Consider the following 26,375-nt stretch of genomic DNA (forward strand, 5'->3'; position numbering starts at 1 on the left):
ACCTTGTCCCACCCACCGTCATTGCAAGCTGGGCGCGAACCACCGCACAATGGCGTTCTGCCTCCACAAGGAGGTGTACCGGCGTCGCCGAATCTTTCAAGAATGAGGGAGTATCGAATGAAGCACTTTTTGCGTCCCACGATGACGGCCGCCGCGCTGGCTGTTGCGCTGGGCATGACCGCGGGCGCATACGCCCAGGCCGCCAAGCCGGCCGCTGCTCCGGCAGGCGCGGTCGACAAAACCAAGGCCAGCTACGTCGTGGGTTGGGATCTTGCCAGCTCGCTGCCGCCGCTCGTCGCGAAGGAAGTGGATGCTGCCACCGTCGCCAAGGCGCTGCAGGCGGCCCTCTCGGGCCAGAAGCCGACCATGACGGAAGCCGAAGCCAAGCAGGTTCGTGAAGCCTTCGTGGCTCAGCTGAAGGTCAAGGCCGAAGCCGAGTACAACAAGGTTGCCGCCCAGAACAAGACCGAAGGCGACGCGTTCCTCGCGAAGAACAAGTCCGCTGCGGGCGTGAAGGTCACCTCGTCGGGCCTGCAGTACCAGGTCGTCCAGGCCGGTACCGGTCAGCGTCCGGGTCCGAACGACACGGTCACGATCAACTACACCGGTACGTTCGTGAACGGTGAGAAGTTCGATTCGTCGGCCGATCATCCGGGCGCTGCTGCTGCCCAGATTCCGCTCGCCGCGGTGATCCCGGGCTTCCGCGAAGGCCTGCAGCTGATGCAGACCGGCGGCAAGTACAAGCTGTTCATCCCGTCGAACATCGCTTACGGCGCCAAGCCGGAAAACGGCTTCCCGCCGAACGCGACGATCATCTTCGACGTGGAACTGGTCAAGACGGGTCCGACCCCGGCGGGTCAGGGTCCGCAGCCTGGCGCAGCGGGCAAGTAATCGCCCCCTCGCTGGTCTGACGAAGGGCGCGGAGCGATCCGCGCCCTTTTTCTTTGGGTGTCTCGCGCCTCGCCCGTACGTCTTCTACAATGCGCCGTTCCATCGCGGCGCTTTCCCGGCGCCAGGGAATGTCATGAAAGTTACGATTTTCGGAACCGGATACGTGGGCCTTGTCACGGGCGCGTGTCTCGCGGAAATGGGTAACCACGTCGTTTGCGTGGATATCGATGCCGGCAAGGTCGAGCGCCTGAAACAGGGCGACGTGCCGATCTACGAGCCCGGCCTCGAGCCGATGGTGAAGCGCAATCGCGAGGAAGGGCGTCTGGATTTCACCACCGACGCCGCGCCGGCTATCGCGCACGGCGACATTCTTTTCATCGCCGTTGGCACGCCTCCGGACGAGGACGGCAGTGCGGACCTCAAGTATGTGCTCGCCGTCGCCAACACGATCGGCGACAACCTCGATCGTTATGCCATCGTCGTGAACAAGTCGACGGTACCCGTCGGTACGGCGGATCGCGTTCGCGCGGCGGTCGCGGCGCGTCTGAAGGCGCGCGATTCCCAGGTCGAGTTCGACGTGGTATCCAATCCCGAATTCCTGAAGGAAGGCGACGCGGTCGAAGACTGCCTGCGTCCCGACCGCATCATCGTCGGTGCGTCCAGCCCTCGCGCTGTTGCGCTGCTGCGCAAGCTCTACGCGCCGTTCAACCGCAATCACGACCGCATGGTGGTGATGGACGAGCGGTCGGCGGAGCTGACGAAGTACGCGGCCAACGCCATGCTTGCGACCAAGATCAGCTTCATGAACGAGATCGCGAACATCGCCGAGCGCGTGGGCGCGGACGTCGAGCTGGTCCGGCAGGGCATCGGTTCGGACCCTCGTATCGGCTATCACTTCATCTACCCCGGTGCGGGGTATGGCGGATCGTGTTTTCCGAAGGACGTTCAGGCACTGGGTCGCACCGCTCATGCGAACGGTTACGACGCGGTGCTGCTCAATGCGGTCGAGGCGGTCAACGATGCGCAGAAAGCCAAACTCTTCGAACTGATTTCCCGGCATTTCGGTGGCGACCTCAAGGGCAAGACCGTCGCGGTCTGGGGCCTGGCGTTCAAGCCGAATACCGACGACATGCGCGAGGCATCCAGCCGGCGTCTGATGGAGCAGCTTTGGAATGCGGGGGCGACGGTACGCGCCTGCGATCCGGAAGCTGCCGACGAGACGCGACGCATCTACGGCGAGCGTGCGGACCTGGTGCTGTGCGACCGTCCGTACGAAGCGCTGGAAGGTGCCGACGTGCTTGCGATCGTCACGGAGTGGAAGGCTTTCCGCAGTCCGGATTTCGCTCGTGTGCGCGGTCTGCTGAAGACGCCGGCCATTTTCGACGGACGCAATCTCTACGATCCCGTGGCGGTCGAGGATGCCGGACTGGCTTATTACGGCATCGGTCGCGGCCGCAGCCTGCGTGACGCGACATGAGTACCGAGCTGGAAAGCCGCATCACCGAACTGGAGGTCAAGCTGGCCTTCGTCGACGACACCGTCAACGGACTGTCGTCGGCCGATGTCGAAATCTCCCAACGGTTGGCTGCGCTGGAGCGCGCGATGCGCGATCTGCGTTCCGACCTGTCCAACATGCGCGCGGGGCTCGGTAACGATCCGCACTCCGAACCGCCGCCGCCGCACTACTGAACGAAAGAGCACAGACATGGCAGATTCCCTACGCGACCAGCTGCTGAAAGCAGGTTTCGTCGCCCCGGTCCGCGAAGAAAAGCGTGCACCGGCACCGCGCCCGCAAACCGGTTCGCCCGCAAACAAAAACGCGCCTGCAAACAGGAAAACGCAGGGCGGCGGTCCCGGCCCCAGGAAATGGCAGGGCGGAGCATCGCAGGCGAAAAGCGGGCAAGGCGGCAAGCCGCAGCGTCCCCAGCAGGCCGCCGCTCCGCGCAAGGATGGCGAAATCGATCTGGCGAAAGCCTATGCCATCCGGTCGCAGACCGAAGCGGCCGAGCGCAAGCGTGTAGAGCAGGAAGCGGCCGAACTGGCGCAGTTGCGCAAGGAGCGCAAGCGCAAGCTGGAGCAAGTGCTCAACGGTAAGGCACTGAACAAGCCCGATGTGGATAAGGTTCGCCACTTCCCGTATGGCGACAAGATTCGTCGCGTGCATGTCGACGAGGCTCAGCTGGCCGCGCTCAATGCGGGTGAGCTGGGCGTCGTGCAGCATGGCGGCCGTTACCTGCTGCTGGATCGTTCGGTGGTGGAACAGATTCGCGAGTTCGCGCCGGAGCAGATCGCGCTGGTGGTCGATCCCAATGCGGTCGTCGAAGCCGACGACGGCGTGCCTGACGATCTGATGTGGTGATTGTCCGCATTTCGCCGTGATCGGTTCTACAGAAAACGTGTGAAACGGCTGAGAAAAGGTTCTTCACTCGTTATGGGGGCGGCTCGGCTTTGCCATCGCGTTCGCGCTCGGGCGCTTCGGGGAGAGCCGTCGGCCACCACCCTCGACGCTCCGGCTTCACCGTCGCTCGGGAAGGGGGAGCCGCTGCGCGGCTTTTGTTTGATGGCTGCGCCCCGTCGCGCCCGCGCTGCGGGCGGGGGTTTTTGATTCGGCCTCCCTGCCTCAGCAAAAACGGCGGACCGTCCAGGTCCGCCCCCTGCGGGCCTGGTCCGCCCGCAGCGCTCGGTTCCGCAAGTCGCATCGAGGGTGGTGGCCGACGGCTCTTCCGGATGCGGCGGTCACGTGGGGGAAAGCATGGCGTCGATGCATGGACAGAGCTGACCGCATGCTGGTCACTCCCGCCACGTGCTCGGCTCGTGCTCTGCCCACAGCCAACCGCAACCGACGGTGCCGTGGCCGGGTTGGCCCTTGGGGCCGCCTTAGCCGAGGGCCGCGATGACTCGTTGGAGCGAAAGCGGAGCTACGGCCCGCTCCCGCAGGGATGGCGCCGAAGGCCCCAAGGGCCAACCCGGTCGCGGCTTCCACGACGCACGAGCGTGAGCCGACGAAGCCGCTGCCAACACGAGCCATCCAGCGGCTGTCCTTACCCGAAGAGCGCCCAGATGCGCGAGATCGTCCCCGTAGTGCGCGAAGAACCCTTTTTATGCCCGCTCCCCGAACTTCCGTGAAGAAAAAAGCGCGCCGGAGCGCGCTTTTTTTCAGGCCACCGGCTGGGAAAGCACCGGATTGTCCCAACCTTCCTTCGGCTTGAATCTGACGCCGTGGCGATCGGTCAGCTTGTCGAGGCGTGCCCGTACGGCGGCGAGACCTTCGCTACGCACGTATTGAATCGGACCGCCGCGGAACGGCGCGAAACCCGTACCGAAAATGACGCCCGCATCGAGTAGGTCGGCGTCGTCGACCACGCCCTCGGCCAGGCACGCAACCGCTTCGTTGACCATGGGCAGGATCATGCGGTCCTGGACGTCCGCCGGCGGTACGTAGTTCGGATCGACTTCGGGTTTCACCGGCTTGCCATCCGTCCAGACATACAGGCCTTCGCCGTCTTTCTTGCCGCGCTTGTTCGCCTGCAGCTTTTCTTCCAGACCCTGCGGCACGTCCAGTCCGAGGAAGGGGGCCAGTTCCTTGCCCACCGACGCGCAGACGTCGAGACCGACGGTGTCCGCCAGTTCGATCGGTCCCATGGGCATGCCGAACTTCTTCGCTTCGCGGTCGAGCACCGGTCCCGGTACGCCCTCGTTGTACAGGCGCATCGATTCCATCAGGTATGGCATGAGAATTCGGTTGACCAGGAAGCCCGGGGTGCCCTTCACGGGCACCGGTAGCTTGCCGATGGCCTTGCAGAAGGCGAGCGCGCGTTTCTCGATGGCGGGGTCGAGCCCGTCGTGGCGCACGACTTCGACAAGGGGCATCTGCGCGACGGGGTTGAAGAAGTGCAGGCCGAGGAATCGCTGCGGCGCCCTCAGACCTTGCCGCAGTTCGTCGAGCGGAATGCTGGACGTATTGGTGGCGAGGATTTCGTCCGCCTGGAACTGCGGTTCGATCTTGGCGTACAGCTCGTGTTTCGCTTCGGCATTTTCGAAGATCGCTTCGATGGCCAGGTCGGCTTCGGCGATACCTTTGCCTTCGACATCGGCGCGCAGTCGCTTCGTAGCGGCCTCGACCTTGGCCGGCGCCTTCAGCTTCTTTTCGTACATCGCGCGGGCACGCTTCAGCGCGGGCTCGATGAACTTCAGTTCGCGATCCTGCAGCGTGACCTCGAAGCCCTTGAGCGCGGCCCAGGCGGCGATGTCGCCCCCCATGACGCCGGCACCGACCACGTGCACGTGTTTGATCCCGTGTTCCGCGCCACCGCCGAGGCCCTTCAGGCGTTCCTGCAGGAAGAAGATGCGGATCAGATTGCGGGCGGTGGAGGTTTCGGCCAGCCTGGCAACGGATTTCGCTTCCAGCTTCAGGCGCTGCTGGATGCTGCCGCCGCCACGGCGCCAGACTTCGATCAGGGCGAACGGTGCGGGGTAGTGTTCCTTGCGGACCTTTGCGGCGGTTTGCTTCAGCACGATGGGCGCGAGGATCTGTCGCGCGATCCAGGTGTTCGTGCCCCAGGCCTTCGCGCGCAACGCGAACGGCTTCTTGCCCGGACGCTTCAGCAGATGCTTTGCTTCGGCCAGCAATTCGTCCGGACGGGCGACGCGGTCGACCAGGCCGACAGCGCGGGCGCGGCGTGCATTGAACGGCTTGCCGGTCAGCATGGCCGGCAATGCGTCCGGCGCGCCGATGAGACGCGGCAGGCGCGCCGTACCGCCCCAGCCGGGGTGGATGCCGAGTATGACTTCGGGAAGCCCGATCTTTGTATTCTCGTCGTCCACGGCGATGCGCAGCCGGCAGGCCAGCGCCAGTTCGGTACCGCCACCCATGCACGCGCCGTGTATCGCGGCGACGGTCGGGCAGGGCAGGCGCGCCAGGTTTTCGAAGATGCGCTGACCGTTCTCGATGCTTTCCAGGACGCTGCCGTCCTTGGCGTATTCGACGAATTCCTTGATGTCGGCGCCGGCGGCGAAGCCGGAAGCCTTGGCCGAATGGATGACGACGCCCGGGGGATTCTCGATGGCCAGGCGCTCGACGATCTCGTCGAGTTCGCCCAGCACCTCGCGGGAAAGCGCGTTGACGCTGCTGCCCTCGCGGTCGAGCGTGAGGACGACGATGCCGTTCTCGTCCTCGCTGGTTTTCCAGTGTTTGAAACGCAGTCCTTCGAACATGGCGGTCTGACGATAGCGAGTGATCGCGCCACCTTACCGTTGTGCCGCCCCGAATGCGAGACGGCGCCCAAAAACGGCAACGCCATCTGGCGCGCGCACCTGAATTGGCACAATACTTGTGAAATCGCCGCAGCCTTACGAGTCATGCATACCGACGCGCACACGGGAACCGAGGTTTTCGAACATATCCTGTCCGCCGCCGGGCCACTGGTCGCGTTGGAGACGGGCGATTCCGCCGTACTGGTGGACCAGTTCCGCCTGGTTGCCCGCCGGACGGGACAGGCTGTTTATCTGTGGCGGCAGGGCGAAGGGCTGTGCAGCCTGCGCGATGCCCAGGCGCGCGTGCCGGGCTGCGTACGTCTGGGCGACGCGTTGCGCTACATCCTGCAGAGCCTGCATTTCGGCGTCTATCTGCTGGACATGCCCGATACGGTTCTCAGTGCGACCGACAGCGCGCTCCTGCGGCAGTTGGCCAGGGCGCAGACGGAACATGTCCGCCGTGTGGTCCTGCTGGGCGTGAACGCCACGGTGCTGGGCGCGCTGGACAACGTGGTCGTCCGTATCGATGCCGACTGGCGCCTGCGCGTGATCCGGCCGCGTCTTCGCGATGGCCGCTGGGTCGTATGAGCGCGAATCCGCAAAACGACCCGAAAGGGATCGTCATTTTCACCCCACGACGCGACCTGCGGCGCGCAATGTTCGATGCGCTGGACGCCGGTGGCGATTTCCTGCTGCTGAGCGCCCGCGATACCGTGCATCTGCGCAGTCTGCTGGCGGATCATCCTGCGCTGTCCCTGATGGTCGTGGCCATCGACGGTAGCCAGGATGCGTTCGATGCCATCGGGCACCTGCGTACCGCGACGGCTTATGCCGGGCTACCGTTGATCTGTGTAGTGGAAGAGGGCCTGGCGCTTTCGTCCATGCCCGCCGACGCCGCCGACTGGGTCCGGGCGGCGGCGCTGTCCGATGAACTCCTGCCGCGCGCGCTACGGGCCATGGCCTCCGCGCCCGCGCAGAAAAACGTTCGCACGGTTGCGCTTACGCCAGCCACACCGGCAATGGCGCCGGCGACGGACGGTTCGGACTATCGTTTCGCTTTCGATTCGGGCTGCGCCTGGGTGATGGCGGCCGCCGGCACCGGCCGCATCGTGGAGGTGGGCGAAGCGTTCGCACGGCTGTTCGGCGATGCGACCTTCCTTCTTGGCGATCTGGCACTTTCCGATCTGTTCCGGCTTGCCAGCGGCGTGACCTGGCCACAGCGGGACGCCGATGGCATCGCCTGCGCGGTTCGTCGCCCGGACGGCGCCGATATCACCGGCGAACTCGATATTCGCCGCATCGTGCACGCTGGCGAACAGCGGGTCGCCGTGGCGTTTCGCGATTTCCGTACGAGCGAAATGGCCGAGCGCGCGCTGTCGCTGCTTTCGCTGCTGGACGCTTCGGCCAGCGACGACGAAGGCATGGGCGAGGCGGCGGCCATGCTGGCCGATGCGCTGGATCTGGACGTCGTGGCGATCTGGGCGGGAGTGACCGAGGGCGATGCGCCCGCGCCGCCGCTTATCCGTCTGTGGAACGGCCCTGGCACGGTCGCGTGGCCGGACGAAGGCAGTCTGTCGTTGCTGAAAACATGTCTGGCCGGCGAAGCCGTCGTGCGTCTGCAACCGGGCGAAACGGGCCGGGTGGCCGATCCGCTCATCGAGGCGCTGGGCCTGCAATCGTTTGCGTTCCTTCCTCTCAACGACGAACGCAGGGCTGTACTCGGCGCGATCTTCGTGGGCCGGCGCCGCGCGCTGGACGATGCGCGCGTGCTGGAGCCCGCCTTGCGTGCCGCGTCTTCCCGTTTCGCATCCTCGCTTGAATTGCGCCGCACGCGGGAGCAGGGGCGGGCGAAGGGTTTGCTGGACGGTCTGACCGGATTGCCCAATCGCCTGCTGTTCAACGACCGTCTCGACACCACCATCCGCGAAGCGCAGCGCACCGGCGAGTGCTTCGCCGCGTTGTTCGTCGACCTGGATCGTTTCAAGAGCATCAACGATACGCTCGGCCACAGCGTCGGCGACCAGGTGCTGGCCGCCGTAGCCAGAAGGCTTCGTGCCAGCGTACGCGCGTCCGATACGGTGGCCCGTTACGCGGGCGACGAATTTACCCTGATCCTCAGGCACATCATCAAGCGCGACGATGTGCTGCGCATCGCCGAGAAAATCGTGCAGGTGATGGAAACTCCGTTGCCGCTCGACGACGGTTCGGAATTGCAAATCACGGTGTCGATCGGTGTGGCGTTCTTCCCGGACGATGCCGCGGACGGCGAGACGCTTCTGCGTCACGCCGACGAAGCCATGTATGGCGCCAAGAGTCTTGGCCGGAACAACTTCCAGATTTATGCGCCAAGCGCCGACCTTTCGCAGCAGCAGCACGTTGCGCTGAAGGCGAAACTTCGCCATGCCGAACGCAATGGCGAGCTGCGCGTGTTCTACCAGCCGCAGGTCGACACGCTCACCGAAGACATCGTGGGCATGGAAGCACTGGTGCGTTGGGAGCATCCGGAACTGGGCACCATCTCGCCGGCGTTTTTCATTCCGCTGGCGGAAGCGAGCGGACTGATCGTTTCGATCGGCGAGTGGGTGATGCGCACGGCCTGTGCCCAGGCGCACGTATGGGAAAAAATGTTCGGCTTGCATCTCCGTCTGGGCGTGAACCTCTCGGCGGTTCAGCTGATGCAGCCGAACCTCGTGGCGACCGTGGCCAATGCGCTCACCGATACGGGGCTCGATCCGTCCTGCCTCGAACTCGAGGTCACCGAAAGCATCAGCGTGAAGACGGTGCCGCATCTGGTCGAAAGCCTCGACGCGCTGCACGCCATGGGATGCCGGATCGCCATCGACGACTTCGGCACCGGTGCCGCATCGCTGGACTATCTGCGCCGGTTGCCTGCCGATCGCATCAAGATCGACCAGAGCTTCGTGCGCAACATTGGCGTCGATCCGGACGACGAGGCTATCGTCAGGGCGACGATCGACATGGCTCATCGCCTGAAACGCGGTGTGGTCGCCGAAGGCGTCGAGATCGAGCAGCACCTGAATTTCCTGCGTGCTAACGGTTGCGACGAACTCCAGGGCTATCTGTTCTGCCGCCCGCTTCCCACGGCGGCTTTCGAGAAACTGCTCGCGGAACGCCAGCGTCTGCTTACCGAAGGACTGTCCCCGGTGGGCAGTGCTTGATACGCCGTCGGCAGAGCCCCATCCCGCTGGGGTAGTAGGATGGTCGATGGCCTTCGACCCCGTGATTGTCGCGGGACCGGTACGGTGGCAATGAACTTGGCGAGTGGATGCTTGTCTGAACACCGCCCGTACCCATGGCCCATGGCACAGCGCTAAGGAGAAAAGCCCGGATGGGCGAAAACGAACTGGACCAGGCACTCGTCGAGCGCGTGCAGAGCGGAGACAAACGGGCGTTCGACCTTCTGGTGCGCAAGTACCAGCACAAGGTGGTGGCACTGATTTCCCGGTACGTACACGACAGATCGGAGTGCGAGGACATTGCCCAGGAAGCGTTCGTGCGCGCCTGGCGGGCGATCGCTTCGTTCCGTGGCGAAAGCGCGTTCTATACCTGGCTATACAAGATCGCGGTAAATACCGCGAAAAATCATCTCGTTGCGATGGGTCGCCGGCCTCCGACAGGCGATATCGACATCGAGGACGCCGTTTACGTCCCGGGAGCCACCCGCCTTCACGAGGGAGCCACCCCGGAGCGGGAAATGATGCGGGAACAAGTGGAACAAACCGTGTTTGCCACTGTCCAAGCCTTGCCCGAGGAACTTCGGGCCGCGATCACGTTGCGCGAGGTGGACGGCAAAAGTTACGAGGAAATCGCCGCCATCATGGACTGTCCCATTGGAACCGTCCGATCGCGTATTTTCAGGGCTCGCGAAGCCATCGACGAAAAACTGCGGCCGCTACTGTCCGACCGCGAGGATCACAAGCCATGAGTGAAGCCAATCGGGACATTCTCTCCGCCGGTATGGACGGAGAACTCTCGCGCGAGGAAATCCGTTTTCTTCTGCGGCGGCTGGATAGCGACCAGACGCTGGTACAGGCGTGGTCTCGTTATCACGTTGCTCGCGATGGTCTGCGTGGACAGCTCGAACCCTCCGTTTCGGCCGATTTCGCCAGTCGTGTGATGGCGGCCATCGACGCCGAGGACATCGCCGTCGCCACGGCACCGGCTCGCACCGTCGCGCGCATGGAGCCGCGTCGTCGCTGGCTGCAGTGGTCCGCTGGCGGTGCTATCGCAGCCAGCGTTGCCGTAGCGGCCCTGATGTTCACGCAGCCGGCCGAACGTGGTGTAACGACGGGCGTGGCACAGGCCGGGACACAGGCTGGCACCGTTTCGGGCAACGCCATCGCCGATGCCGGTCATGTTGCGCAGCCCCCTGGCGCCCCCACCGTACCGCAGTGGTTGAGTGGCGGCACCTCGGTCTCGCAGTTCACCCAGAAAGCGGCGTTCGGTAGCGGTTCCGAGAGCGATTCCTCTTACCTGACGCGGGTCATGCCGTACCAGATCCACGGTACCCGCGCGGTCGAGGCTTCCGGCAGCAACTACATTCTTCTCGTTCGTCCCGACGGCAGCCGTTACGTGCAGCCGCTCGCGGAACCGCAGGTCGAAGCCCGCTAGGGCCGACCCGCGATCCGCCCGGACGCGGCAGGTGTTGCCGCGTCCTTTTTTACCTCGGTATCTTAAATCGTGCGGCTTCGCCGCACGGGCTCTATGGAAAAGAGGAGGTACGCAATGAGCCACTGGAGTACGCGCCCGGCGTTGGCCGCCGCGCTGTTGATTGTCGCGGCCGGCGCGAACGCGCAGTCACTGCCGGATTTCACCGGTATTGTCGAAAAGAATGCGTCCGCGGTCGTGCATGTCGAGGCCAAGTCGAGCGGCAGCCGCACCACGCCACGCAGTGGCGCGCAGGATATGCCGGACGATCAGGCCGAGATTTTTCGCCGGTTCTTCGGTATGCCGATGGTCCCCACGCCGCAGGAACGCACCTCGCTCGGTTCGGGGTTCATCATTTCCTCCGATGGTTACGTACTGACCAATAGCCACGTCGTGGACGACGCGGACGAAGTGCAGGTGCGCCTGCAGGATCGCCGCACGCTCACCGCGAAAGTCGTCGGCACCGATCCCCAGTACGACATTGCCTTGCTGAAGGTCGATGCCGGTTCGCTGCAGGCGGTTTCCATCGGCGATTCGCGACAGCTCAAGGCGGGTCAGTGGGTTCTCGCGATCGGGTCGCCCTTCGGTTTCGACTACACCGTGACGCAGGGCATCGTCAGTGCCGTGGGCCGCAATCTCGGTAGTGGCGATCAGCCCTATACCTCTTTCATCCAGACCGACGTGCCGATCAATCGCGGCAACTCGGGCGGTCCCCTGTTCAACCTGCAAGGGCAGGTCGTGGGTGTGAACTCGCAGATCTATTCGAGCACCGGCGGCTATCAGGGCGTGGCGTTTTCCATTCCGATCGACGTGGCGATGAATGTCGTCCAGCAGATCAAGGACAAGGGCTATGTGTCGCGCGGCATGCTCGGCGTCAGGGTCCAGCCGGTCGATCAGTTCGTGAAGAATCTGGACCTGCCCAATGCCAGCGGCGCACTGGTCGCGGAAGTCACGGCGGAGAGTGGCGCGGCGAAGGCCGGGCTACGGCAGGGCGACGTCATTCTTGCTTTCAACGGACAGGCCATTACCCAGGCGGCCGATCTTCCGCCGCTCGTCGGCATCACCCGGCCGGGCACGACGGCGAAAGTCGACATCCTGCGCGATGGCAAAAAACAGTCGCTGGACGTGAAAGTCGGTGAAATGCCGCGCGACAAGACCGCCGTCGCCCATGCGGGCGCGGGTGGCAAGGCTGCGGCGAACGCGGTTGCAGGCCTGGGCCTTGCCGTGCAGGACATCGATCCGGCGACCCGGAGCCAACTGGGGCTCAAAGCGGGCGAGGGTGTCGTGATCAGTCGGGCCGAGGCGCGCGTGGCGGCGGCCTCGGGCCTGCAGCCGGGCGACATCGTGCTGATGGTCAATCAGAAGCGTATTGGCAGCGCATCCGACTTCCGCGAGGCCGCAAAGGGGGTCAAGCCCGGCGATACCGCCATGCTGCTCGTGCGCCGGGACGATGCGACCCGGTTCATGGCGCTGACGGTTCCCGCGCTCCGCTGACGATTGGAGTCCATCCGTGGGCGATTGTTTCGCCCGCGGATGCTTTCGGCGGCGGAATCGTGCCTTCCATGCGATAATCCCCCGATTCGCGCTGCCTTAGGGCGGCGCGACGTCGTTCGCGCCGCGGACGACGGTGAACGTAATAACGGCGCTCAATGGAACTCATCCGCAACTTCTCCATCATTGCCCATATCGACCATGGCAAGTCGACGCTGGCCGATCGCATCATCCAGATCTGTGGTGGCTTGACCGAGCGCGAAATGGAAGCGCAGGTCCTGGACAACAACCCGATCGAGCGCGAGCGTGGCATCACCATCAAGGCCCAGTCGGTCTCGCTGCCGTACACGGCGCGCGACGGCAAGACCTACCAGCTCAATTTCATCGATACCCCGGGTCACGTCGATTTCTCGTACGAAGTCAGCCGCTCGCTGGCCGCCTGCGAAGGCGCGCTGCTGGTGGTCGACGCGGCACAGGGTGTCGAAGCCCAGTCGGTCGCCAACTGCTATACCGCCATCGAGCAGGGCCTCGAGGTCGTGCCGGTGCTGAACAAGATCGATCTGCCCACGGCCGACCCGGAAAAGGCGAAAGCCGAAATCGAGGCGGTCATCGGTATCGACGCCAGCGAAGCCATCGCGGTCAGCGCCAAGACGGGCGAGAACGTGATCGAGGTACTGGAAGCGATCATTCACCGCATTCCGCCGCCGAAGCCGCGCGATACCGATCGTCTGCAGGCGCTGATCATCGATTCCTGGTTCGACAATTACCTGGGCGTCGTGTCGCTCGTGCGCGTGATGCAGGGCGAGATCAAGCCCGGCGACAAGATTCTTGTCATGTCGACCGGGCGTACCCACCTCGTCGATGCCGTCGGTGTGTTCACGCCCAAGCTGAAGAAGCTCCCGACCCTGGGGGCGGGCGAAGTGGGTTGGATCAACGCGTCGATCAAGGACGTGCATGGCGCCCCGGTAGGCGACACGCTCACGCTTGCCAGCAAGCCCGCCGACAAGCCGCTTCCCGGTTTCCAGACCATGCAGCCGCGCGTGTTCGCGGGCCTGTTTCCGGTGTCGGCCGACGACTATCCGGCGCTGCGCGAAGCGCTCGAAAAGCTGCGTCTGAACGACGCCGCGATGTTCTTCGAACCTGAAAGCTCCGAAGCGATGGGTTTCGGTTTCCGCTGCGGCTTCCTTGGCATGTTGCACATGGAGATCGTGCAGGAACGCCTGGAGCGCGAATACGATCTCAACCTCATCACCACGGCACCGACCGTCGTGTACGAAGTGCTGAAGACCGACGGCAGCATTCTTTCGTTGGACAATCCCGCGAAGCTGCCGCCGATTCCGCAGATCCAGGAGATCCGCGAGCCGATCATCGTCGCGACCATCCTCACGCCCAGCGCCTATGTCGGCAACATCATTACGTTGTGCGAGGAAAAGCGTGGCGTGCAGCGTTCCATCCAATACCTGGCCACCCAGGTGCAGGTCAGTTACGAGCTGCCGCTGGCCGAAGTCGTGCTCGATTTCTTCGATCGCCTGAAGTCGGTATCGCGCGGTTATGCGTCGATGGACTATCACCTGGAGCGTTTCGACGCGGGCCCGTTCGTCCGTGTGGACATCCTCATCAATGGCGATCGCGTCGATGCGCTCAGCCTGATCGTGCACCGGTCGCATGCCGACCGCCGTGGCCGCGATCTGGTCGAGCGGATGAAGGAACTGATTCCCCGTCAGCAGTTCGACGTAGCGATCCAGGCCGCCATCGGCGCTGCGGTAATCGCGCGTTCCACGGTGAAAGCCTTGCGTAAGAACGTTCTGGCAAAGTGCTATGGCGGCGACGTCTCGCGCAAGAAGAAACTGCTCGAGAAACAGAAAGAAGGCAAGAAGCGCATGAAGCAGGTCGGCAACGTGGAAATTCCACAGGAAGCTTTCCTGGCCGTACTGAAAGTGGACAAGTAAGCGCGCGAGGGATCAGCGCGTTGGCTAAGGACTGGCCGGACATACACCGCGCCGGAAATAGCGGGGAAAACCCGTCAACGTAGTGATGGAGCTGGCATGGACTTCGATTTTTCAGCGATCCTTCTTGGCCTGACGGTACTGTTCGGTGTCGTCTGGCTGCTGGACCGCCTGTTTTTCTACAAGGCGCGCAAAGCGCGGGCCGAATCGAGCGGCGCCGAACAGCCCGAGCCGTGGCCGGTCGACTGGGCTCGCTCGCTGTTTCCGGTGATCCTCGTGGTTCTGCTGCTGCGTTCGTTCGTGGCCGAACCCTTTCGCATCCCGTCCGGCTCGATGATGCCGACGCTGGATGTAGGCGACTTCATCCTGGTCAATAAGTTTTCCTACGGTCTCAGGATGCCGGCGTTCAACAACAAGCTGCTCGATATGGGCGAGCCGAAGCGCGGCGACGTGGTCGTCTTCCGTTTCCCGGGTTATGTCTGCGCGGACGAGAACGGCAAGGCGGTGCGTAGCGCCGACATAACCTGCCAGGATCCGCACGCCCCCGTCCCCGGCCAGAACTGGATCAAGCGTGTGATCGGCCTGCCGGGCGACCGCATCGAAACCCGTGGCAGCGAGCTCTACATCAACGGCGAGCGCGTCGGCGCCGACGAAATCGGACCGTACAAGGGCAACCCGAATCGTCCCGAGGATCGTCTGATGCTGACCTATGGCGCGAAGGTATATACCGAGCACCTGGGCAGCGTGAACCATCTGATGGCGCAGATGCCGGCCTATAGCCCGCCCATGGATATCCCGAACGCCGCCGTGCCGTCCGAGGTGCCGAAGGGTTGCTATATCGTCATGGGCGACAACCGCAACAACAGTACCGACAGCCGCTGGTGGGGCTGCATGCCCGAGCAGAATCTGGTGGGCAAGGCGTTCTTCGTCTGGCTGGCGTGGCGCGGTCCGTCCAATGGGTTCTTCGACTGGTCGAAGATGGGGAAGGTCATTCATTAATGCGACGTGCGGCACGCCTTTGCGCTTGCCTGCCGTCCCAGACAAGGTAATCTCCGCTCGGGGCCGCGCGTTGCGCGGCTCCGTTCGTTGGCGTCAACCACAGGGGAGCCGCTCTTCAGCGGCGGGACGGGGATTATGAAGTCTAAGCAGTCGGGCATCACGCTCATCGGTTTTGTCATGGTGTTGTTCGTACTTGGTTTCTTTGCCTTCATGGGCATGAAACTGGTGCCCTCGTACATCGAATACATGGGCGTCGTGAAAGCGATGAACCAGGAAACCGAGAGTGGCGATGGCATGACGCTGGACACGCTGCGTCGCGATCTCCTCTACAAGCTGAGTTTCCAGTACGTGGACGACGCCACGATCAAGCCCGCCAACATCACCGTGTCGCGGGCCAACAATGGCGCCCAGCTGACGGTGGCGTACGATAAGAAGATACCGTTCATCTATAACATCGCTTTCCTGCTGCACTTCGAAAAGTCCGTGCAGCTGAAGGGCAACGTGCTCCAATGAGGTACCGTGGAATTCTCCTACCGATTTCGTGATCCGAACCTTGCCACCCTGGCGCTCACCCATCGCAGCGCCGGGCGGCCGAATAACGAGCGGATGGAGTTCCTCGGCGATGCGCTGCTGGGCGTCCTCGTCGCCGAGCTGTTATTCGAAGCGCATCCCAATGCCAGCGAAGGCGAACTTTCGCGCCTGCGTGCCCAACTGGTAAACGGCCAGGCGCTCGCGGTGATCGGTCGGGAGCTCGAACTGGGCGACGACCTGAAACTCGGGCCGGGCGAACTCAAAAGCGGTGGTTTCCGTCGCGATTCCATCCTGGCCGACGCCTTCGAGGCGCTGATCGCCGCCGTTTATCTCGACGCCGGCTACGATGCTTGCCGCACCGTCGTCCGCGAGCTTTTCACGCCCCGCGTGGCCGCGTTGAAACGCTCCAGCAAGGATGCCAAGACCAAGCTGCAGGAGTGGCTGCAGGGCAAGGGACTTCCCCTGCCCACGTATGACCTGAAAGACAGTTACGGCGAAGACCACGCAAAGCTATTCGACGTCAGCTGCACCATCGACGAACCGGTCGCCATCAGCGTCGAAGGACGCGGAGGCAGCCGGCGCGCCGCCGAGCAGGACGCCGCCGAAGCGGTTCTCCGCCGCCTACTGGAACCCAAAGCATGACCGACACGACCCACACCCCAGATACGACCGACGGCGACGATTTCCGCTGCGGCTACGTCGCCCTTTCCGGCCGCCCCAACGTCGGCAAGTCGACGCTGCTCAATTCGCTGATCGGCGTTCGGCTGTCCATCGTCAGCCACCGTCCGCAGACCACGCGGCATCGCATTCTCGGTATCTCGACCAAGCCCGAAGGGCAGATTCTCTACGTCGATACCCCGGGCATGCATCGCGGTGCGAAGCGCGCCATGAATCGCAGCATCAATCGCGCCGCGCGCGCGGCCATGTCAGAAGTCGACGTGGCCGTCCAGGTCATCGAGGCCGGGCGCTGGACGGATGAAGACGCAGCGGTCTATGCGGCGCTGGCCGAACAGGAGGTGCCGCGTCTGCTCGTCATCAACAAGGTCGACCTGCAGAAAGACAAGACCGTCATGCTGCCGTTCGCGGCCGACCTGATGGCGAAGCATACGTTCGATGAGGTTTATTACGTCAGCGCGCTCAAGTCCAAGGGCCTGCCGGGTCTTGAGAAAGGCATCCTGAAGCGCTTGCCGAAGCAGGCGGCGATCTATGGCGAGGACGAGATCACCGATCGCAGCGAGCGTTTCATCGCGGCGGAAATGGTGCGCGAACAGCTGATGCTTCGTCTGGACCAGGAACTGCCGTACGCCACCACCGTCGAGATCGAACAGTTCAGCGACCGCCCCGATGGCATTGCCGAAGTGCATGCGGTCATCTGGGTGGAGCGCGACGGTCAGAAGGCTATCGTGATCGGCGACGGCGGCGCGCAGCTCAAGGCGATCGGCACGTCCGCCCGCAAGAACATGGAAAGCATGTTCGAACGCAAAGTCTTCCTGAAGCTCTGGGTGAAGGTACGCGAAGGCTGGGCCGACGACGAAAACCTGCTGAGGCGCTTCGGTTACGAATGATCCCCGGAGGCCGGCCGGCGCGTTGCATGCCCGGTCGTCCACGAGTCATCGGTCCGTCCCGCTTGCCTGTCGCGGAGCCTTATGCGCATCGAACAACAGCCCGCGTACGTCCTGCATGCCCGTCCGTATCGCGAGACGTCGATGCTGGTCGAATGTCTGACCCGCGACCACGGCCGCATCGGCGTGGTTGCCCGTGGCGTGCGTCGCGAACGTGCGCGGTTGCAACGCGCCCAACTGGAGCCGTTCCAGCACCTGTCGCTGGATCTCGTCCTGAAGGGCGAACTGGCCACGCTGCGTGGCGCGGAGTTCGCGGGGCCGGCCACCCGGCTGACCGGCGACGCGGGACTGGCGGGCCTCTATCTCAACGAACTGATCGTGCGGCTGACCGGCCGGCAGGATCCGAACCCCGAGCTGTTCGACCTTTATGCGGGGACGTTGGCGCGTCTTTCCGCAGGCGAACCGCTTGCCTGGTCGCTGCGCCGTTTCGAACGGGACATGCTCGACAGCATCGGCTACGCGCTTCAGTTGGACATCGACGCGGAGCAGGGTGAGCCGATCGATCCGGAAACTTCCTATCGCTATGCGCCCGGCACCGGCTCCATCGCCGCCCGTCCGGGCGATCGCGAAGCCATTCGCGGCGGCGACCTGCTGGCCTTCGCGGCCGACCGGTGCCCGGACACGGCCGGACTGGTCGCCTTGCGACGACTGATGCGGCAGGTCATCGCCTTTCACCTGGGCGGCGGCGAACTGCGCGCCTGGCGGGTGCTGGGCGCGGCGATGACCCGTCGCTGACGATCAGACGGGAAAGCGCAAGGCGTCGATGGTCGCCCGCAGGTCGGCCCGGAAGGTGTCGACGCTGTCCGCATCGGGTACCGATGCGGACGCTACCAGGCCAATGTGCAGCGCTCTCGCCTGGGCGCCCAGGCGCGTCGCGCCGCAAAAACCGCAAGCCGAGCGCAGGCGGTGCAGCCGTTCGGCGAAGTCGCCCGGCGAGATGGACAGCGTGTCCAGTTCGTCGTCCAGTTGCAGCAGTTCTTCGTGCAGCAGCGAGCGGAGGGCTCGCATCGTATTCGGGTCTCCGGTTGCCGCAAGGGCTTCGCGATCGTCCAGTACGGCCACGGCCGCGCGCGTGCCGAGCGTGTCGATCAGTACGCGCTGCAGTTCGGCCAGCTGGCATGGCTTCTCCAGCACCGCGGCGAATCCCGCCGAATGGAGCTCGATCTTCAGTTCGTCGGGAATGTCCGCGCTGGTCGCGATGGCGACGCTACGGCAGGATCGGGCGGCCGTGTCGGCGCGCAGGACCGTGATCACGCTGATCGCGCCCGCGTGCGGCATACGGCAATCGAGAATCAACGCATCGAAAAATTCGGCGGCCGCGAGCGATGCCGCGGCCCGGCCATCGGTGCAGGTCGTGACCTCGTAACCCATGCCGCGCAACGCTTCCCCGAGGAACTGCCGGGTGGTGTCGTCGTCGTCGGCAACGAGTACACGGGTCTTTCCGTGGGCGGAGGGAAGGGGCAATTCGGCCGGGTTCGGGCAGGCAGGTGTCATCAACGTTCCATGTCGTTCATCTGGTTTTGGCAGAATGACCGCACATGCCTCCGGTATCAAGCCGCCAACTTAGCTGTCTGCTCGTTTTCCTAGCCGCCCTGGCCTGTACGTTCGGGGTGCACGCGGGGGTGACGGTGGCTGCCGACGCCCTCGATCTGCCCGGCGTCCAGCTGAAGACGATGGAAGCATCGATCGATCAGGCGGCGGACGGAAAGGGGCTTACCCTGAAGCTTGCCGCCACCCGGGCCGACATTCCTTCGATGGGCTGGCGCCGGATCGGTCTGGCGGTCGAGGGTGGCCTCGACCGGGACGAGCAGGGGCGCTGGCTGTTCGAGGGTGTGCTGCGCCTTCGTGGCACGCCGGGCAATGCGCTGACTGGCGCACGGGTTCGCATCCTCGCCGACGACGCGGCCAATACGCTGCAGATCGATCTTGTGCAGGACCGGACGACCGCGTCGGTCGCCTTGCCCATCGACCAGCCCACCCATGCCCAGATCACGCTCAAGAACCTTCCAGCAGGCTGGCTGCAGGGTCTCCTGTCGACCGTATGGTCCGGCCGCGCCACGTCGGGCAAGGTCGATGCGGAACTGGCGCTGGATATCCTGGATCGCGGCATCCAGACCACGGGCCAGTTTTCCCTGTCCGACGTGGGCTTCGATACCAAGGCCGGCAATCTCGCGGGCAGCAAAGTCTCCGGTGCCGGTCGTCTGGGTATCGACACGTCCGATGCCGCCGGGGCGTCGATCGACCTGGACGCCTCGCTGCGCGGCGGCGAACTGCTGCTGGGCCCGCTTTATGCCCGTCTGCCAGCCCACCCGGTGCAACTGTCGCTCGGCGCCCGTTCGCAGAAGGGCACGCTGGCCATCCGCCGGCTTCGCGTCGGCGACCCGGATGCGCTCGCCGTCGAAGGCGAACTGACCTTCGACCCGGACGGAACGCTGAGCCATCTCGATCTTTCGCGTCTGGACGCCCGTTTTCCCGCTGCCTACGACCGGTATGGCAAGGGCTGGCTTTCGGCGCTCGGTATGCCCGGGCTGCAGACTTCCGGCGCCATGACCGGCCATGTGTCCATGGAAGCTAGCGGTCTTACGTCCTTTGCGTTCAACACGGACAGCCTCGACCTTCAGGACGCCGCGGGTCGACTGGGCGTGCGCGGACTGCGCGGTGGACTGGACTGGAGCGCGAAGGAATCCCGGCCGGCGACGAAGCTGGGCTGGCGCTCGCTTCAGGTACTCAATATCCCGAACGGTGCGGCCGAGGCTTCCTGGCGCAGCGACGCGGGCAAGCTGACGCTGCAGAAGCCAATGTCCGTTCCCGTGCTGGACGGTCAGCTGCGCATCCAGAGTCTGGCCTTCGATCCGGGCGCGTCCCGTGGCGAGCGTCTGCAGACCTCCCTGGTGCTGACCCAGGTGAACATGGCGGCATTGTCCAAAGCATTCGGCTGGCCGGAATTCGGCGGCACGATCGGCGGCGCGGTTCCGTCGCTGCGTTACGTGGACGATCGCCTGGAACTCGCAGGTGGCCTGTCCCTGAACATCTTCGACGGATTCGTCGACGTCACCGCCCTTACGCTGCAGAAACCTTTCAGCGACGTTCCCGTCCTCACGGCGAACATCGCACTGAACAAGCTCGACCTCGCGCTGGTCACGGGGGTATTCGACTTCGGCAACATCACGGGACGCATGGGCGGATCCGTCGCCGATCTGCGTCTGGTCAGCTGGACCCCCGTCGCCTTCAAGGCCCAGCTCACCGCGCTCGAGGGTGGCCGGATCAGCCAGCAGGCGGTCAACAACCTGACCTCGGTGGGCGGTGGTGGCATGGCTGCCGGACTGCAGGGCGCGGTGCTGAAAATCTTCAAGACCTTCGGGTACAAACGCATCGGACTCAGCTGCACGTTACGCGCGGACGTCTGCGCGATGGGCGGTCTGGGCGATGCGCGCGACGGATACACTATCGTCGAAGGAAGCGGACTACCACGCCTCTCGGTGATCGGACACCAGCACGACGTCGACTGGCCGACGCTGGTACGCAGGCTGAAGGCGGCGACCGAGGGCAGTGCGCCAGTCGTCCAGTAAAGCAACGGTATTCGTAAGGCATGGCATCACAAGGAGAGCAGCATGCGTCAGTTCTATACCGGCCTGTTGGCCACCGCGTTCGTCGCGCTGGTCGGTTGCGTCACGATCAACGTCTATTTCCCCGAAGCCGCCGCGCAGAAAGCAGCCGACCAGTTCATCGGCAACGTGCTGGACGATAGCGGCGTCGCGCCCGCCGCGAAGGGCGTCAAGCCCGCCACGCCGCCGGCAGCCAAGCCCGCCAGCGGTCAGCAGCCCTCTGCATCGTTGCTCGACCTGATCGTGCCCACGGCGTATGCCGCCGAAAGTCCCGATGTACGGATTCAGACCCCGGCGACCGAAGCGATCCGCGAACGCATGAAACAGCGCTTCCGCGGCAGTCTGAAAGGTTACTTCGATCAGGGCGCGGTCGGCTTTACCGCCGACGGCATGGTCGCCGTACGCGACGCCTCGCAGCTACCGCTGGCGGATCGCTCGAACGTAAATGCGGTGGTCGCCGACGAAAATCGCGATCGCGCGGCTCTTTATCGCGAAGTGGCCAATGCGAACGGTCATCCGGAATGGGAAAGCCGCATCCGCGGTACCTTCGCCTCCGGCTGGATCGAGCGGGCGCCCCCGGGCTGGTATTATCAGGACGCCTCGGGTGCCTGGAAGCGCAGGTAGGCACCCCGCCGGGGACAGCGCATAGCGCTGTCCCCATCACTGCATCGCCCGGGCTCGGTCCGGGCTTTTTTTTCAGAAGATGACCGAACTCGAAACCACCATTACCGGCCTCACCCATGACGGCCGGGGCGTTGCCCGCATCGACAACAAGGCCGTCTTCGTCACTGGAGCGCTGCCCGGCGAACATGTGCGGGTGACGTTGAGCAAGCGCCATCGCAATTACGACGAAGCCGACCTGATCGAGCTGCTTTCCCGCTCGGAACATCGCGTCGAACCGCGTTGCCGCCACTTCGGTGTGTGCAGCGGTTGCTCATTGCAGCACATGGACTCCGGGGCGCAGATCGCCGCCAAGCAGCGCGTACTCGCGGAAAACTTCGAGCGCATCGGCAAGGTCCGGCCGGAAACCTGGCTGCCCGCGCTGACGGATCAGCCGTGGTCCTATCGTCGCAAGGGGCGATTTTCGGTGCGCTACGTTCCGAAAAAGGAACGCGTATTCGTCGGTTTCCGCGAAGAATCCAATCCCCGTCTGGTCGCCGATATAACGCATTGCGAGGTCATCCACCCCGCGATCGGACCCAAGGTCGGGTTGATTGCGGACATGATCGGTGGGCTCGATGCCGCGCGGGAAATTCCACAGATCGAATTCGCCGCGGGCGACGACACCGTGGCGCTGGTGTTCCGCCACGTGTCGCCATTGTCCGCACGCGACAAGGACACGCTGATCGGCTTCGGGCGCGAACATGGCCTGGCTATTTACCTGCAGCCCGGCGGCGTATCCACCGTCCACCCGCTATGGCCGGAAAACCCGCGGCTGGCCTTTGCGATTCCCGCCGATAACGTGGAACTGGAATTCCACCCGCTGGACTTCGTGCAGGTCAATGCCGGCATGAACCAGCGGATGCTGGCGCGCACGATGGAACTGCTGGACCCGCAGCCCACCGACCGCGTGCTGGACCTGTTCTGCGGCCTCGGCAATTTCACGCTGCCGATTGCCCGTCATGTCGCGGAAGTGGTCGGCGTGGAAGGTGAACACGGTCTTGTCGAACGCGCCGCCGAAAACGCATTGCGCAATGGTCTGGCCAACGCGTCGTTCCGCGTCGCCAACCTGTTCGAGGACCAGCGCAACGCGCCGTGGGCCACGCAGGCGTGGGACAAGCTGCTGCTCGACCCGCCGCGTGCGGGCGCCGACAAGCTGCTCGAGTATCTGCCCAGGAAAGGCACGCGGCGCGTGGTGTATGTGTCATGTCATCCGGGCTCGCTGGCGCGCGACGCCGGCATCCTCGTCGAGCGTCATGGGTTCCGTCTTGTTTCCGCCGGCGTGATGGACATGTTCCCGCATACCGCCCACGTCGAATCCATCGCGCTCTTCGAGCGCGACTGAAGTCAAAGGGTCTGCATGGGCGTCGAAATCGAACGCAAGTTCCTCCTGGCCAACGACAGTTGGCGCGATGTCGTCCAGCGTAGCGAGCACATCGCGCAGGGCTATCTCGTAAGCGCGGCTGCCATCCGCGCCGGGACGGCACGTTCGTCCGTCCGCGTGCGCCGTTCCGGCGACGGCGCATGGCTGAATATCAAGTCCGTCACGCTCGGTATCGAACGGCAGGAATACGAATACCCGATTCCGCTGGTGGACGCCTTGCAGTTGCTGGCCGATCTTTGCGACGGGTCGGTGGAGAAAATTCGCCATCACGTCGTCGTCGACGGCACGCTGTTCGAAATCGACGAATTCACTGGGGCCAACGTCGGGTTGATCGTGGCGGAAGTCGAGTTGCCGTCGATCGACGCCGCATTCCCCCGGCCGTCGTGGCTGGGCAGGGAAGTGAGCAACGATGCGCGCTACTACAATGTCAATCTGATCGAGCACCCGTTCGCTCGCTGGGAGGAAGAGTCATGCTGATCGTAGGGCTGGAGAGCACCACGCTGCTCGCGCACGAACATGCGCGCCTGCTCGCACCTGGTGTGATCGGCACCATCCTCTTCTCCCGCAATTTCGAATCGCGCGATCAGGTACAGGCGCTGATCGACGCGGTTCGCGACGTGGCCGGCGACGATTTCCTGGTCTGCGTGGACCAGGAAGGCGGACGCGTACAGCGCTTCCGCGAGGGATTTACGCGTCTGCCGCCGCTGGCGTCGATAGGTAAAGTATTCGATCGCGATCCCGACGAGGCCATACGCCTTGCCGAAGAACACGCCTGGATCATGGCCAGCGAACTGCGCGCCACGGGCGTCGATTTCAGTTTCGCGCCTGTCGCCGACCTGGACCGGGGCAGTGCCGCGATCGGTACCCGCGCGTTCCATGCCGATCCGCTCATCGCCGGCGAACTGATCCAGGCATACGTGCGCGGCATGCATCTGGGCGGCATGGCGGCGGTACTCAAACACTTCCCGGGGCACGGCTCCGTCGCGGCGGACACGCATACCGCCGTCGCCGTGGATGCACGCAGCCTCGCCGATATCGTGGCGACCGACCTGGTCCCGTTTGCCGCCGGCATCGAGACCCCGGTCGAAGCGGTGATGATGGCGCACGTGCTCTATCCCTCGGTGGACGATCAGCCGGCGGGTTTCTCCACGGTATGGATTGGCGACCACCTGCGTGGCGAACTCGGTTTCCGCGGCGCGGTGATAAGCGACGACATCAGCATGGCCGCCGCGGCCAGCGCGGGCGGTGTCGCAGCGCGCGTGGAAGCCCATCTGGACGCGGGCTGCGACATTGTTCTTGCCTGTTTCCCCGATGTCGTCGACGAGGCCATCGCTGCCGTGCGCGGTCGTCGCCAGGCGGCGATCGAACGCATCGCGCCGTTGCGTGGCGCGATCGGCGCCACGTGGGAAGGCCTTTCCGACAACCCGCAGCGCGAGCGATTCATCGCGCGCGTTACCGCTCTCGATTCTTAAGGACTACCCCGACGATGACTGCTTCCGTTGCGCTGAAAGACGCACTTGCCCACGCCGACCTCCTGTTCGATCGCGTAGCCATCGATACCGAGATCGCACGCATGGCGAACGAAATCGACGACGTGCTGGCTGGCGAGGTTCCCGTTTTTCTCACCGTCATGCATGGCGCGCTCATCTTCGCCGGTCAGCTGGCCCTCGGTATCCGTACTGATCTTGAATTCGATTACGTGCACGCAACGCGTTACCGCGGCGAAACGCACGGCAGCGAACTGCACTGGCTGCGCCGTCCACAGGTGTCGCTTGCAGGACGTACGGTGTTGCTGGTCGACGATATCCTCGACGAAGGGCATACGCTGAAAGCCGTTCGCGATGCCTGTATGGCGCTGGGCGCCAAGCGCGTGCTGGTGACGACGCTGTGCACGAAAATCCACGACCGCCGCGCACCGGATATCGAAGCCGACTTCAACGGCGTCGATCTGCCCGATCGCTATGTGTTCGGCTACGGCATGGATTTCCACGAACAGGCGCGCAATCTGCCTGGCATCTACGCACTCAAAGACTGACGTTCCGGAGTTCCATCCATGTCCATCGATCTGGCCGCCATCGGCGGCAGCGGCCTTTATCAGTTCCCCGGTCTCGAACATCCCGAACGCCATAGCGTCGAGACGCCGTTTGGTCCCGCATCGGGCGACATCGTCTGCGGCGATTTCCACGGACGCCGCATCGCCTTCCTCGCGCGCCACGGCGAAAGCCACACGCTACCGCCCCATCGCGTGAATTACCGCGCCAACCTGTGGGCCCTGCATCATCTGGGTGCGCGCCGGGTCATCGGCGTCAATGCGGTCGGCGGTATTCGCGACGACATGGGTCCCCGCGTCATGGTGGTTCCCGACCAGATCGTCGACTACACGCACGGCCGCTTCACCAGCTTCTGCGATGTCGAAGGCGCCGAGGTAAAGCACATCGATTTCAGCGAGCCGTATACCGCATCGCTGCGCGCGGCGCTTCTCGCCGCCGCGACACGCGCCGGTACGCCGGCCATCGACGGCGGCTGCTACGGCGCCACGCAGGGACCGCGTCTGGAAACCCGCGCGGAAATCATCCGCATGCGTCGCGATGGATGCGATCTGGTAGGCATGACCGGTATGCCCGAAGCAGTGCTCGCGCGCGAACTCGATATCGAATATGCCTGTCTCGCATTGGTCGCCAACTTCGCCGCGGGTTGTGGCGACGAAGAGGAAATCAGCATCGAGGAGATATTCGCGCATCTGGCCGCCGCCACTGCCTCCGTGCCACCCATTCTTGCCGAACTCGTTAGTGCCAACTGAGTTCCGATCCAGTTGCGCTTTGATATAAAACATGTTGATACTTCGCCTGCGCCAAGGGGCAGGCGAAGGGGATGAAGTGGAACGCCTGCCCATTCGGTGCTTTCCAGTCCATGCCCAGAGGTTCACGCAATGCGTTTTGGTACGGTCAAGTGGTTCAACGATGCCAAGGGTTTCGGTTTCATCGCACCCGAGGACGGTGGGGAGGACGTATTCGTCCACTTTTCTGCAATCAACTCCAAGGGCTTTCGTAGCCTGCAGGAAGGCCAGCGCGTCAAATTCGAGGTAACCCAGGGGCCTAAGGGCGCCCAGGCCTCGGGTGTAGAAATCGCAGCCTGATAACAAGCGGTTTTGCTGTCGATAAGAGAACCCCGCGCTTCGGCGCGGGGTTTTTTTATGGACGACTGGAATGAAAACGTTTTCAGGCTTTATCGGTAAGGAATGACATACACGCCAGACCGAAACAGCCTAGCCGGGAGTCCGCATCGCGAGCACGCTTTCGCTTATCGCCTTAATGCCTGCCGTGAC

General features: G+C 64.0%; 25 protein-coding genes. 23 read left to right on the top strand and 2 right to left on the bottom strand.

Going from position 1 to position 26,375, the window contains the following annotated elements; all coding sequences use genetic code 11:
• The first annotated feature begins 117 nt into the window (after positions 1-117).
• The 4 genes from EC912_RS02510 to EC912_RS02525 all read left to right on the top strand — a co-directional run bounded on the left by EC912_RS02510 (position 118) and on the right by EC912_RS02525 (position 3,250).
• On the top strand, positions 118-891 hold the full coding sequence (locus EC912_RS02510) for an FKBP-type peptidyl-prolyl cis-trans isomerase (protein WP_132141548.1): 774 nt from the start codon (positions 118-120) through the stop codon (positions 889-891).
• Between the two features lie 133 nt (positions 892-1,024).
• Positions 1,025-2,368: a UDP-glucose dehydrogenase family protein gene (locus EC912_RS02515; protein WP_132141549.1), complete on the top strand. Its 1,344-nt coding sequence runs from the start codon at positions 1,025-1,027 to the stop codon at positions 2,366-2,368.
• Positions 2,365-2,580, top strand: a complete 216-nt coding sequence (locus tag EC912_RS02520; RefSeq protein WP_132141550.1) for a SlyX family protein — start codon at positions 2,365-2,367, stop codon at positions 2,578-2,580. The genes EC912_RS02515 and EC912_RS02520 overlap by 4 nt, the downstream gene beginning before the upstream one ends.
• A 16-nt stretch (positions 2,581-2,596) precedes the next feature.
• Complete coding sequence (locus tag EC912_RS02525) at positions 2,597-3,250, top strand: DUF2058 family protein (RefSeq protein ID WP_132141551.1); 654 nt, start codon at positions 2,597-2,599, stop codon at positions 3,248-3,250.
• A gap of 797 nt (positions 3,251-4,047) precedes the next feature.
• Here the strand turns inward: EC912_RS02525 and EC912_RS02530 are convergent.
• The gene (locus tag EC912_RS02530) at positions 4,048-6,105 is read right to left on the bottom strand and encodes a 3-hydroxyacyl-CoA dehydrogenase NAD-binding domain-containing protein (RefSeq protein ID WP_132141552.1); all 2,058 of its coding nucleotides are present in this window, start codon (positions 6,103-6,105) and stop codon (positions 4,048-4,050) included.
• A gap of 144 nt (positions 6,106-6,249) precedes the next feature.
• Here EC912_RS02530 and EC912_RS02535 point away from each other — a divergent pair, with 144 nt between their 5' ends.
• The 11 genes from EC912_RS02535 to recO all read left to right on the top strand — a co-directional run bounded on the left by EC912_RS02535 (position 6,250) and on the right by recO (position 18,136).
• A complete protein-coding gene (locus EC912_RS02535) occupies positions 6,250-6,732 on the top strand; it encodes a hypothetical protein (protein ID WP_132141553.1) in 483 nt (160 codons plus the stop codon).
• Positions 6,729-9,323: a putative bifunctional diguanylate cyclase/phosphodiesterase gene (locus tag EC912_RS02540; RefSeq protein WP_132141554.1), complete on the top strand. Its 2,595-nt coding sequence runs from the start codon at positions 6,729-6,731 to the stop codon at positions 9,321-9,323. The genes EC912_RS02535 and EC912_RS02540 overlap by 4 nt, the downstream gene beginning before the upstream one ends.
• Before the next feature lie 170 nt (positions 9,324-9,493).
• Positions 9,494-10,090 carry an RNA polymerase sigma factor RpoE gene (rpoE, locus tag EC912_RS02545; protein WP_132141555.1) on the top strand — a complete coding sequence of 199 codons (597 nt, stop codon included), beginning with the start codon at positions 9,494-9,496 and terminating at the stop codon, positions 10,088-10,090.
• The gene (locus tag EC912_RS02550) at positions 10,087-10,776 is read left to right on the top strand and encodes a sigma-E factor negative regulatory protein (RefSeq protein ID WP_132141556.1); all 690 of its coding nucleotides are present in this window, start codon (positions 10,087-10,089) and stop codon (positions 10,774-10,776) included. The genes rpoE and EC912_RS02550 overlap by 4 nt, the downstream gene beginning before the upstream one ends.
• 114 nt (positions 10,777-10,890) lie before the next feature.
• Positions 10,891-12,306: a Do family serine endopeptidase gene (locus tag EC912_RS02555; RefSeq protein WP_243649106.1), complete on the top strand. Its 1,416-nt coding sequence runs from the start codon at positions 10,891-10,893 to the stop codon at positions 12,304-12,306.
• A gap of 155 nt (positions 12,307-12,461) precedes the next feature.
• A complete protein-coding gene (gene lepA, locus EC912_RS02560) occupies positions 12,462-14,252 on the top strand; it encodes a translation elongation factor 4 (protein ID WP_132141558.1) in 1,791 nt (596 codons plus the stop codon).
• A 96-nt stretch (positions 14,253-14,348) separates the two neighbouring features.
• Positions 14,349-15,248: a signal peptidase I gene (lepB, locus tag EC912_RS02565; RefSeq protein ID WP_132141559.1), complete on the top strand. Its 900-nt coding sequence runs from the start codon at positions 14,349-14,351 to the stop codon at positions 15,246-15,248.
• 135 nt (positions 15,249-15,383) lie between these two features.
• On the top strand, positions 15,384-15,761 hold the full coding sequence (locus EC912_RS02570) for a DUF4845 domain-containing protein (RefSeq protein WP_132141560.1): 378 nt from the start codon (positions 15,384-15,386) through the stop codon (positions 15,759-15,761).
• Positions 15,762-15,767: 6 nt separating this feature from the next.
• Positions 15,768-16,421: a ribonuclease III gene (gene rnc / locus EC912_RS02575; RefSeq protein ID WP_132141561.1), complete on the top strand. Its 654-nt coding sequence runs from the start codon at positions 15,768-15,770 to the stop codon at positions 16,419-16,421.
• Entirely contained in the window at positions 16,418-17,344 is a 927-nt protein-coding gene (gene era / locus EC912_RS02580; RefSeq protein ID WP_132141562.1) for a GTPase Era, read from the top strand. The genes rnc and era overlap by 4 nt, the downstream gene beginning before the upstream one ends.
• 81 nt (positions 17,345-17,425) lie before the next feature.
• Positions 17,426-18,136 carry a DNA repair protein RecO gene (gene recO / locus EC912_RS02585; protein WP_132141563.1) on the top strand — a complete coding sequence of 237 codons (711 nt, stop codon included), beginning with the start codon at positions 17,426-17,428 and terminating at the stop codon, positions 18,134-18,136.
• Between the two features lie 3 nt (positions 18,137-18,139).
• Here the strand turns inward: recO and EC912_RS02590 are convergent, their stop codons facing one another.
• Positions 18,140-18,895, bottom strand: a complete 756-nt coding sequence (locus tag EC912_RS02590; RefSeq protein ID WP_132141564.1) for a response regulator — start codon at positions 18,893-18,895, stop codon at positions 18,140-18,142.
• A 134-nt stretch (positions 18,896-19,029) separates the two neighbouring features.
• On the opposite strand from EC912_RS02590, the gene EC912_RS02595 reads away from it, so the two are divergent.
• The 8 genes from EC912_RS02595 (at position 19,030) to EC912_RS02630 (ending at position 26,186) form a co-directional block, all read left to right on the top strand.
• On the top strand, positions 19,030-20,970 hold the full coding sequence (locus EC912_RS02595; RefSeq protein ID WP_243649107.1) for a hypothetical protein: 1,941 nt from the start codon (positions 19,030-19,032) through the stop codon (positions 20,968-20,970).
• Positions 20,971-21,012: 42 nt separating this feature from the next.
• On the top strand, positions 21,013-21,630 hold the full coding sequence (locus tag EC912_RS02600) for a YdbL family protein (RefSeq protein ID WP_132141565.1): 618 nt from the start codon (positions 21,013-21,015) through the stop codon (positions 21,628-21,630).
• 79 nt (positions 21,631-21,709) lie between these two features.
• The gene (rlmD, locus tag EC912_RS02605; protein ID WP_132141566.1) at positions 21,710-23,011 is read left to right on the top strand and encodes a 23S rRNA (uracil(1939)-C(5))-methyltransferase RlmD; all 1,302 of its coding nucleotides are present in this window, start codon (positions 21,710-21,712) and stop codon (positions 23,009-23,011) included.
• A gap of 15 nt (positions 23,012-23,026) precedes the next feature.
• A complete protein-coding gene (locus tag EC912_RS02610) occupies positions 23,027-23,527 on the top strand; it encodes a CYTH domain-containing protein (protein WP_132141567.1) in 501 nt (166 codons plus the stop codon).
• Positions 23,521-24,522, top strand: a complete 1,002-nt coding sequence (nagZ, locus tag EC912_RS02615) for a beta-N-acetylhexosaminidase (RefSeq protein WP_132141568.1) — start codon at positions 23,521-23,523, stop codon at positions 24,520-24,522. The genes EC912_RS02610 and nagZ overlap by 7 nt, the downstream gene beginning before the upstream one ends.
• 14 nt (positions 24,523-24,536) lie before the next feature.
• Positions 24,537-25,085: a hypoxanthine-guanine phosphoribosyltransferase gene (locus EC912_RS02620; RefSeq protein ID WP_132141569.1), complete on the top strand. Its 549-nt coding sequence runs from the start codon at positions 24,537-24,539 to the stop codon at positions 25,083-25,085.
• Between the two features lie 18 nt (positions 25,086-25,103).
• The gene (locus EC912_RS02625; RefSeq protein WP_132141570.1) at positions 25,104-25,850 is read left to right on the top strand and encodes an S-methyl-5'-thioinosine phosphorylase; all 747 of its coding nucleotides are present in this window, start codon (positions 25,104-25,106) and stop codon (positions 25,848-25,850) included.
• Between the two features lie 129 nt (positions 25,851-25,979).
• The gene (locus EC912_RS02630; RefSeq protein WP_072320702.1) at positions 25,980-26,186 is read left to right on the top strand and encodes a cold-shock protein; all 207 of its coding nucleotides are present in this window, start codon (positions 25,980-25,982) and stop codon (positions 26,184-26,186) included.
• Positions 26,187-26,375: the final 189 nt, after the last annotated feature.

Origin of the sequence: Luteibacter rhizovicinus (assembly GCF_004342265.1) — a bacterium.
Lineage (GTDB): Bacteria > Pseudomonadota > Gammaproteobacteria > Xanthomonadales > Rhodanobacteraceae > Luteibacter > Luteibacter rhizovicinus_B.

Excerpts from the sequence above, each read along its gene's own strand:
- EC912_RS02510 (WP_132141548.1), top strand. The coding sequence starts at position 118 with ATGAAGCACTTTTTGCGTCCCACGATGACGGCCGCCGCGCTGGCTGTT.
- EC912_RS02515 (WP_132141549.1), top strand. The coding sequence starts at position 1,025 with ATGAAAGTTACGATTTTCGGAACCGGATACGTGGGCCTTGTCACGGGC.
- EC912_RS02520 (WP_132141550.1), top strand. The coding sequence starts at position 2,365 with ATGAGTACCGAGCTGGAAAGCCGCATCACCGAACTGGAGGTCAAGCTG.
- EC912_RS02525 (WP_132141551.1), top strand. The coding sequence starts at position 2,597 with ATGGCAGATTCCCTACGCGACCAGCTGCTGAAAGCAGGTTTCGTCGCC.
- EC912_RS02530 (WP_132141552.1), bottom strand. The coding sequence starts at position 6,105 with ATGTTCGAAGGACTGCGTTTCAAACACTGGAAAACCAGCGAGGACGAG.
- EC912_RS02535 (WP_132141553.1), top strand. The coding sequence starts at position 6,250 with ATGCATACCGACGCGCACACGGGAACCGAGGTTTTCGAACATATCCTG.
- EC912_RS02540 (WP_132141554.1), top strand. The coding sequence starts at position 6,729 with ATGAGCGCGAATCCGCAAAACGACCCGAAAGGGATCGTCATTTTCACC.
- rpoE (WP_132141555.1), top strand. The coding sequence starts at position 9,494 with ATGGGCGAAAACGAACTGGACCAGGCACTCGTCGAGCGCGTGCAGAGC.
- EC912_RS02550 (WP_132141556.1), top strand. The coding sequence starts at position 10,087 with ATGAGTGAAGCCAATCGGGACATTCTCTCCGCCGGTATGGACGGAGAA.
- EC912_RS02555 (WP_243649106.1), top strand. The coding sequence starts at position 10,891 with ATGAGCCACTGGAGTACGCGCCCGGCGTTGGCCGCCGCGCTGTTGATT.
- lepA (WP_132141558.1), top strand. The coding sequence starts at position 12,462 with ATGGAACTCATCCGCAACTTCTCCATCATTGCCCATATCGACCATGGC.
- lepB (WP_132141559.1), top strand. The coding sequence starts at position 14,349 with ATGGACTTCGATTTTTCAGCGATCCTTCTTGGCCTGACGGTACTGTTC.
- EC912_RS02570 (WP_132141560.1), top strand. The coding sequence starts at position 15,384 with ATGAAGTCTAAGCAGTCGGGCATCACGCTCATCGGTTTTGTCATGGTG.
- era (WP_132141562.1), top strand. The coding sequence starts at position 16,418 with ATGACCGACACGACCCACACCCCAGATACGACCGACGGCGACGATTTC.
- recO (WP_132141563.1), top strand. The coding sequence starts at position 17,426 with ATGCGCATCGAACAACAGCCCGCGTACGTCCTGCATGCCCGTCCGTAT.
- EC912_RS02590 (WP_132141564.1), bottom strand. The coding sequence starts at position 18,895 with ATGACACCTGCCTGCCCGAACCCGGCCGAATTGCCCCTTCCCTCCGCC.
- EC912_RS02600 (WP_132141565.1), top strand. The coding sequence starts at position 21,013 with ATGCGTCAGTTCTATACCGGCCTGTTGGCCACCGCGTTCGTCGCGCTG.
- rlmD (WP_132141566.1), top strand. The coding sequence starts at position 21,710 with ATGACCGAACTCGAAACCACCATTACCGGCCTCACCCATGACGGCCGG.
- EC912_RS02610 (WP_132141567.1), top strand. The coding sequence starts at position 23,027 with ATGGGCGTCGAAATCGAACGCAAGTTCCTCCTGGCCAACGACAGTTGG.
- nagZ (WP_132141568.1), top strand. The coding sequence starts at position 23,521 with ATGCTGATCGTAGGGCTGGAGAGCACCACGCTGCTCGCGCACGAACAT.
- EC912_RS02620 (WP_132141569.1), top strand. The coding sequence starts at position 24,537 with ATGACTGCTTCCGTTGCGCTGAAAGACGCACTTGCCCACGCCGACCTC.
- EC912_RS02625 (WP_132141570.1), top strand. The coding sequence starts at position 25,104 with ATGTCCATCGATCTGGCCGCCATCGGCGGCAGCGGCCTTTATCAGTTC.
- EC912_RS02630 (WP_072320702.1), top strand. The coding sequence starts at position 25,980 with ATGCGTTTTGGTACGGTCAAGTGGTTCAACGATGCCAAGGGTTTCGGT.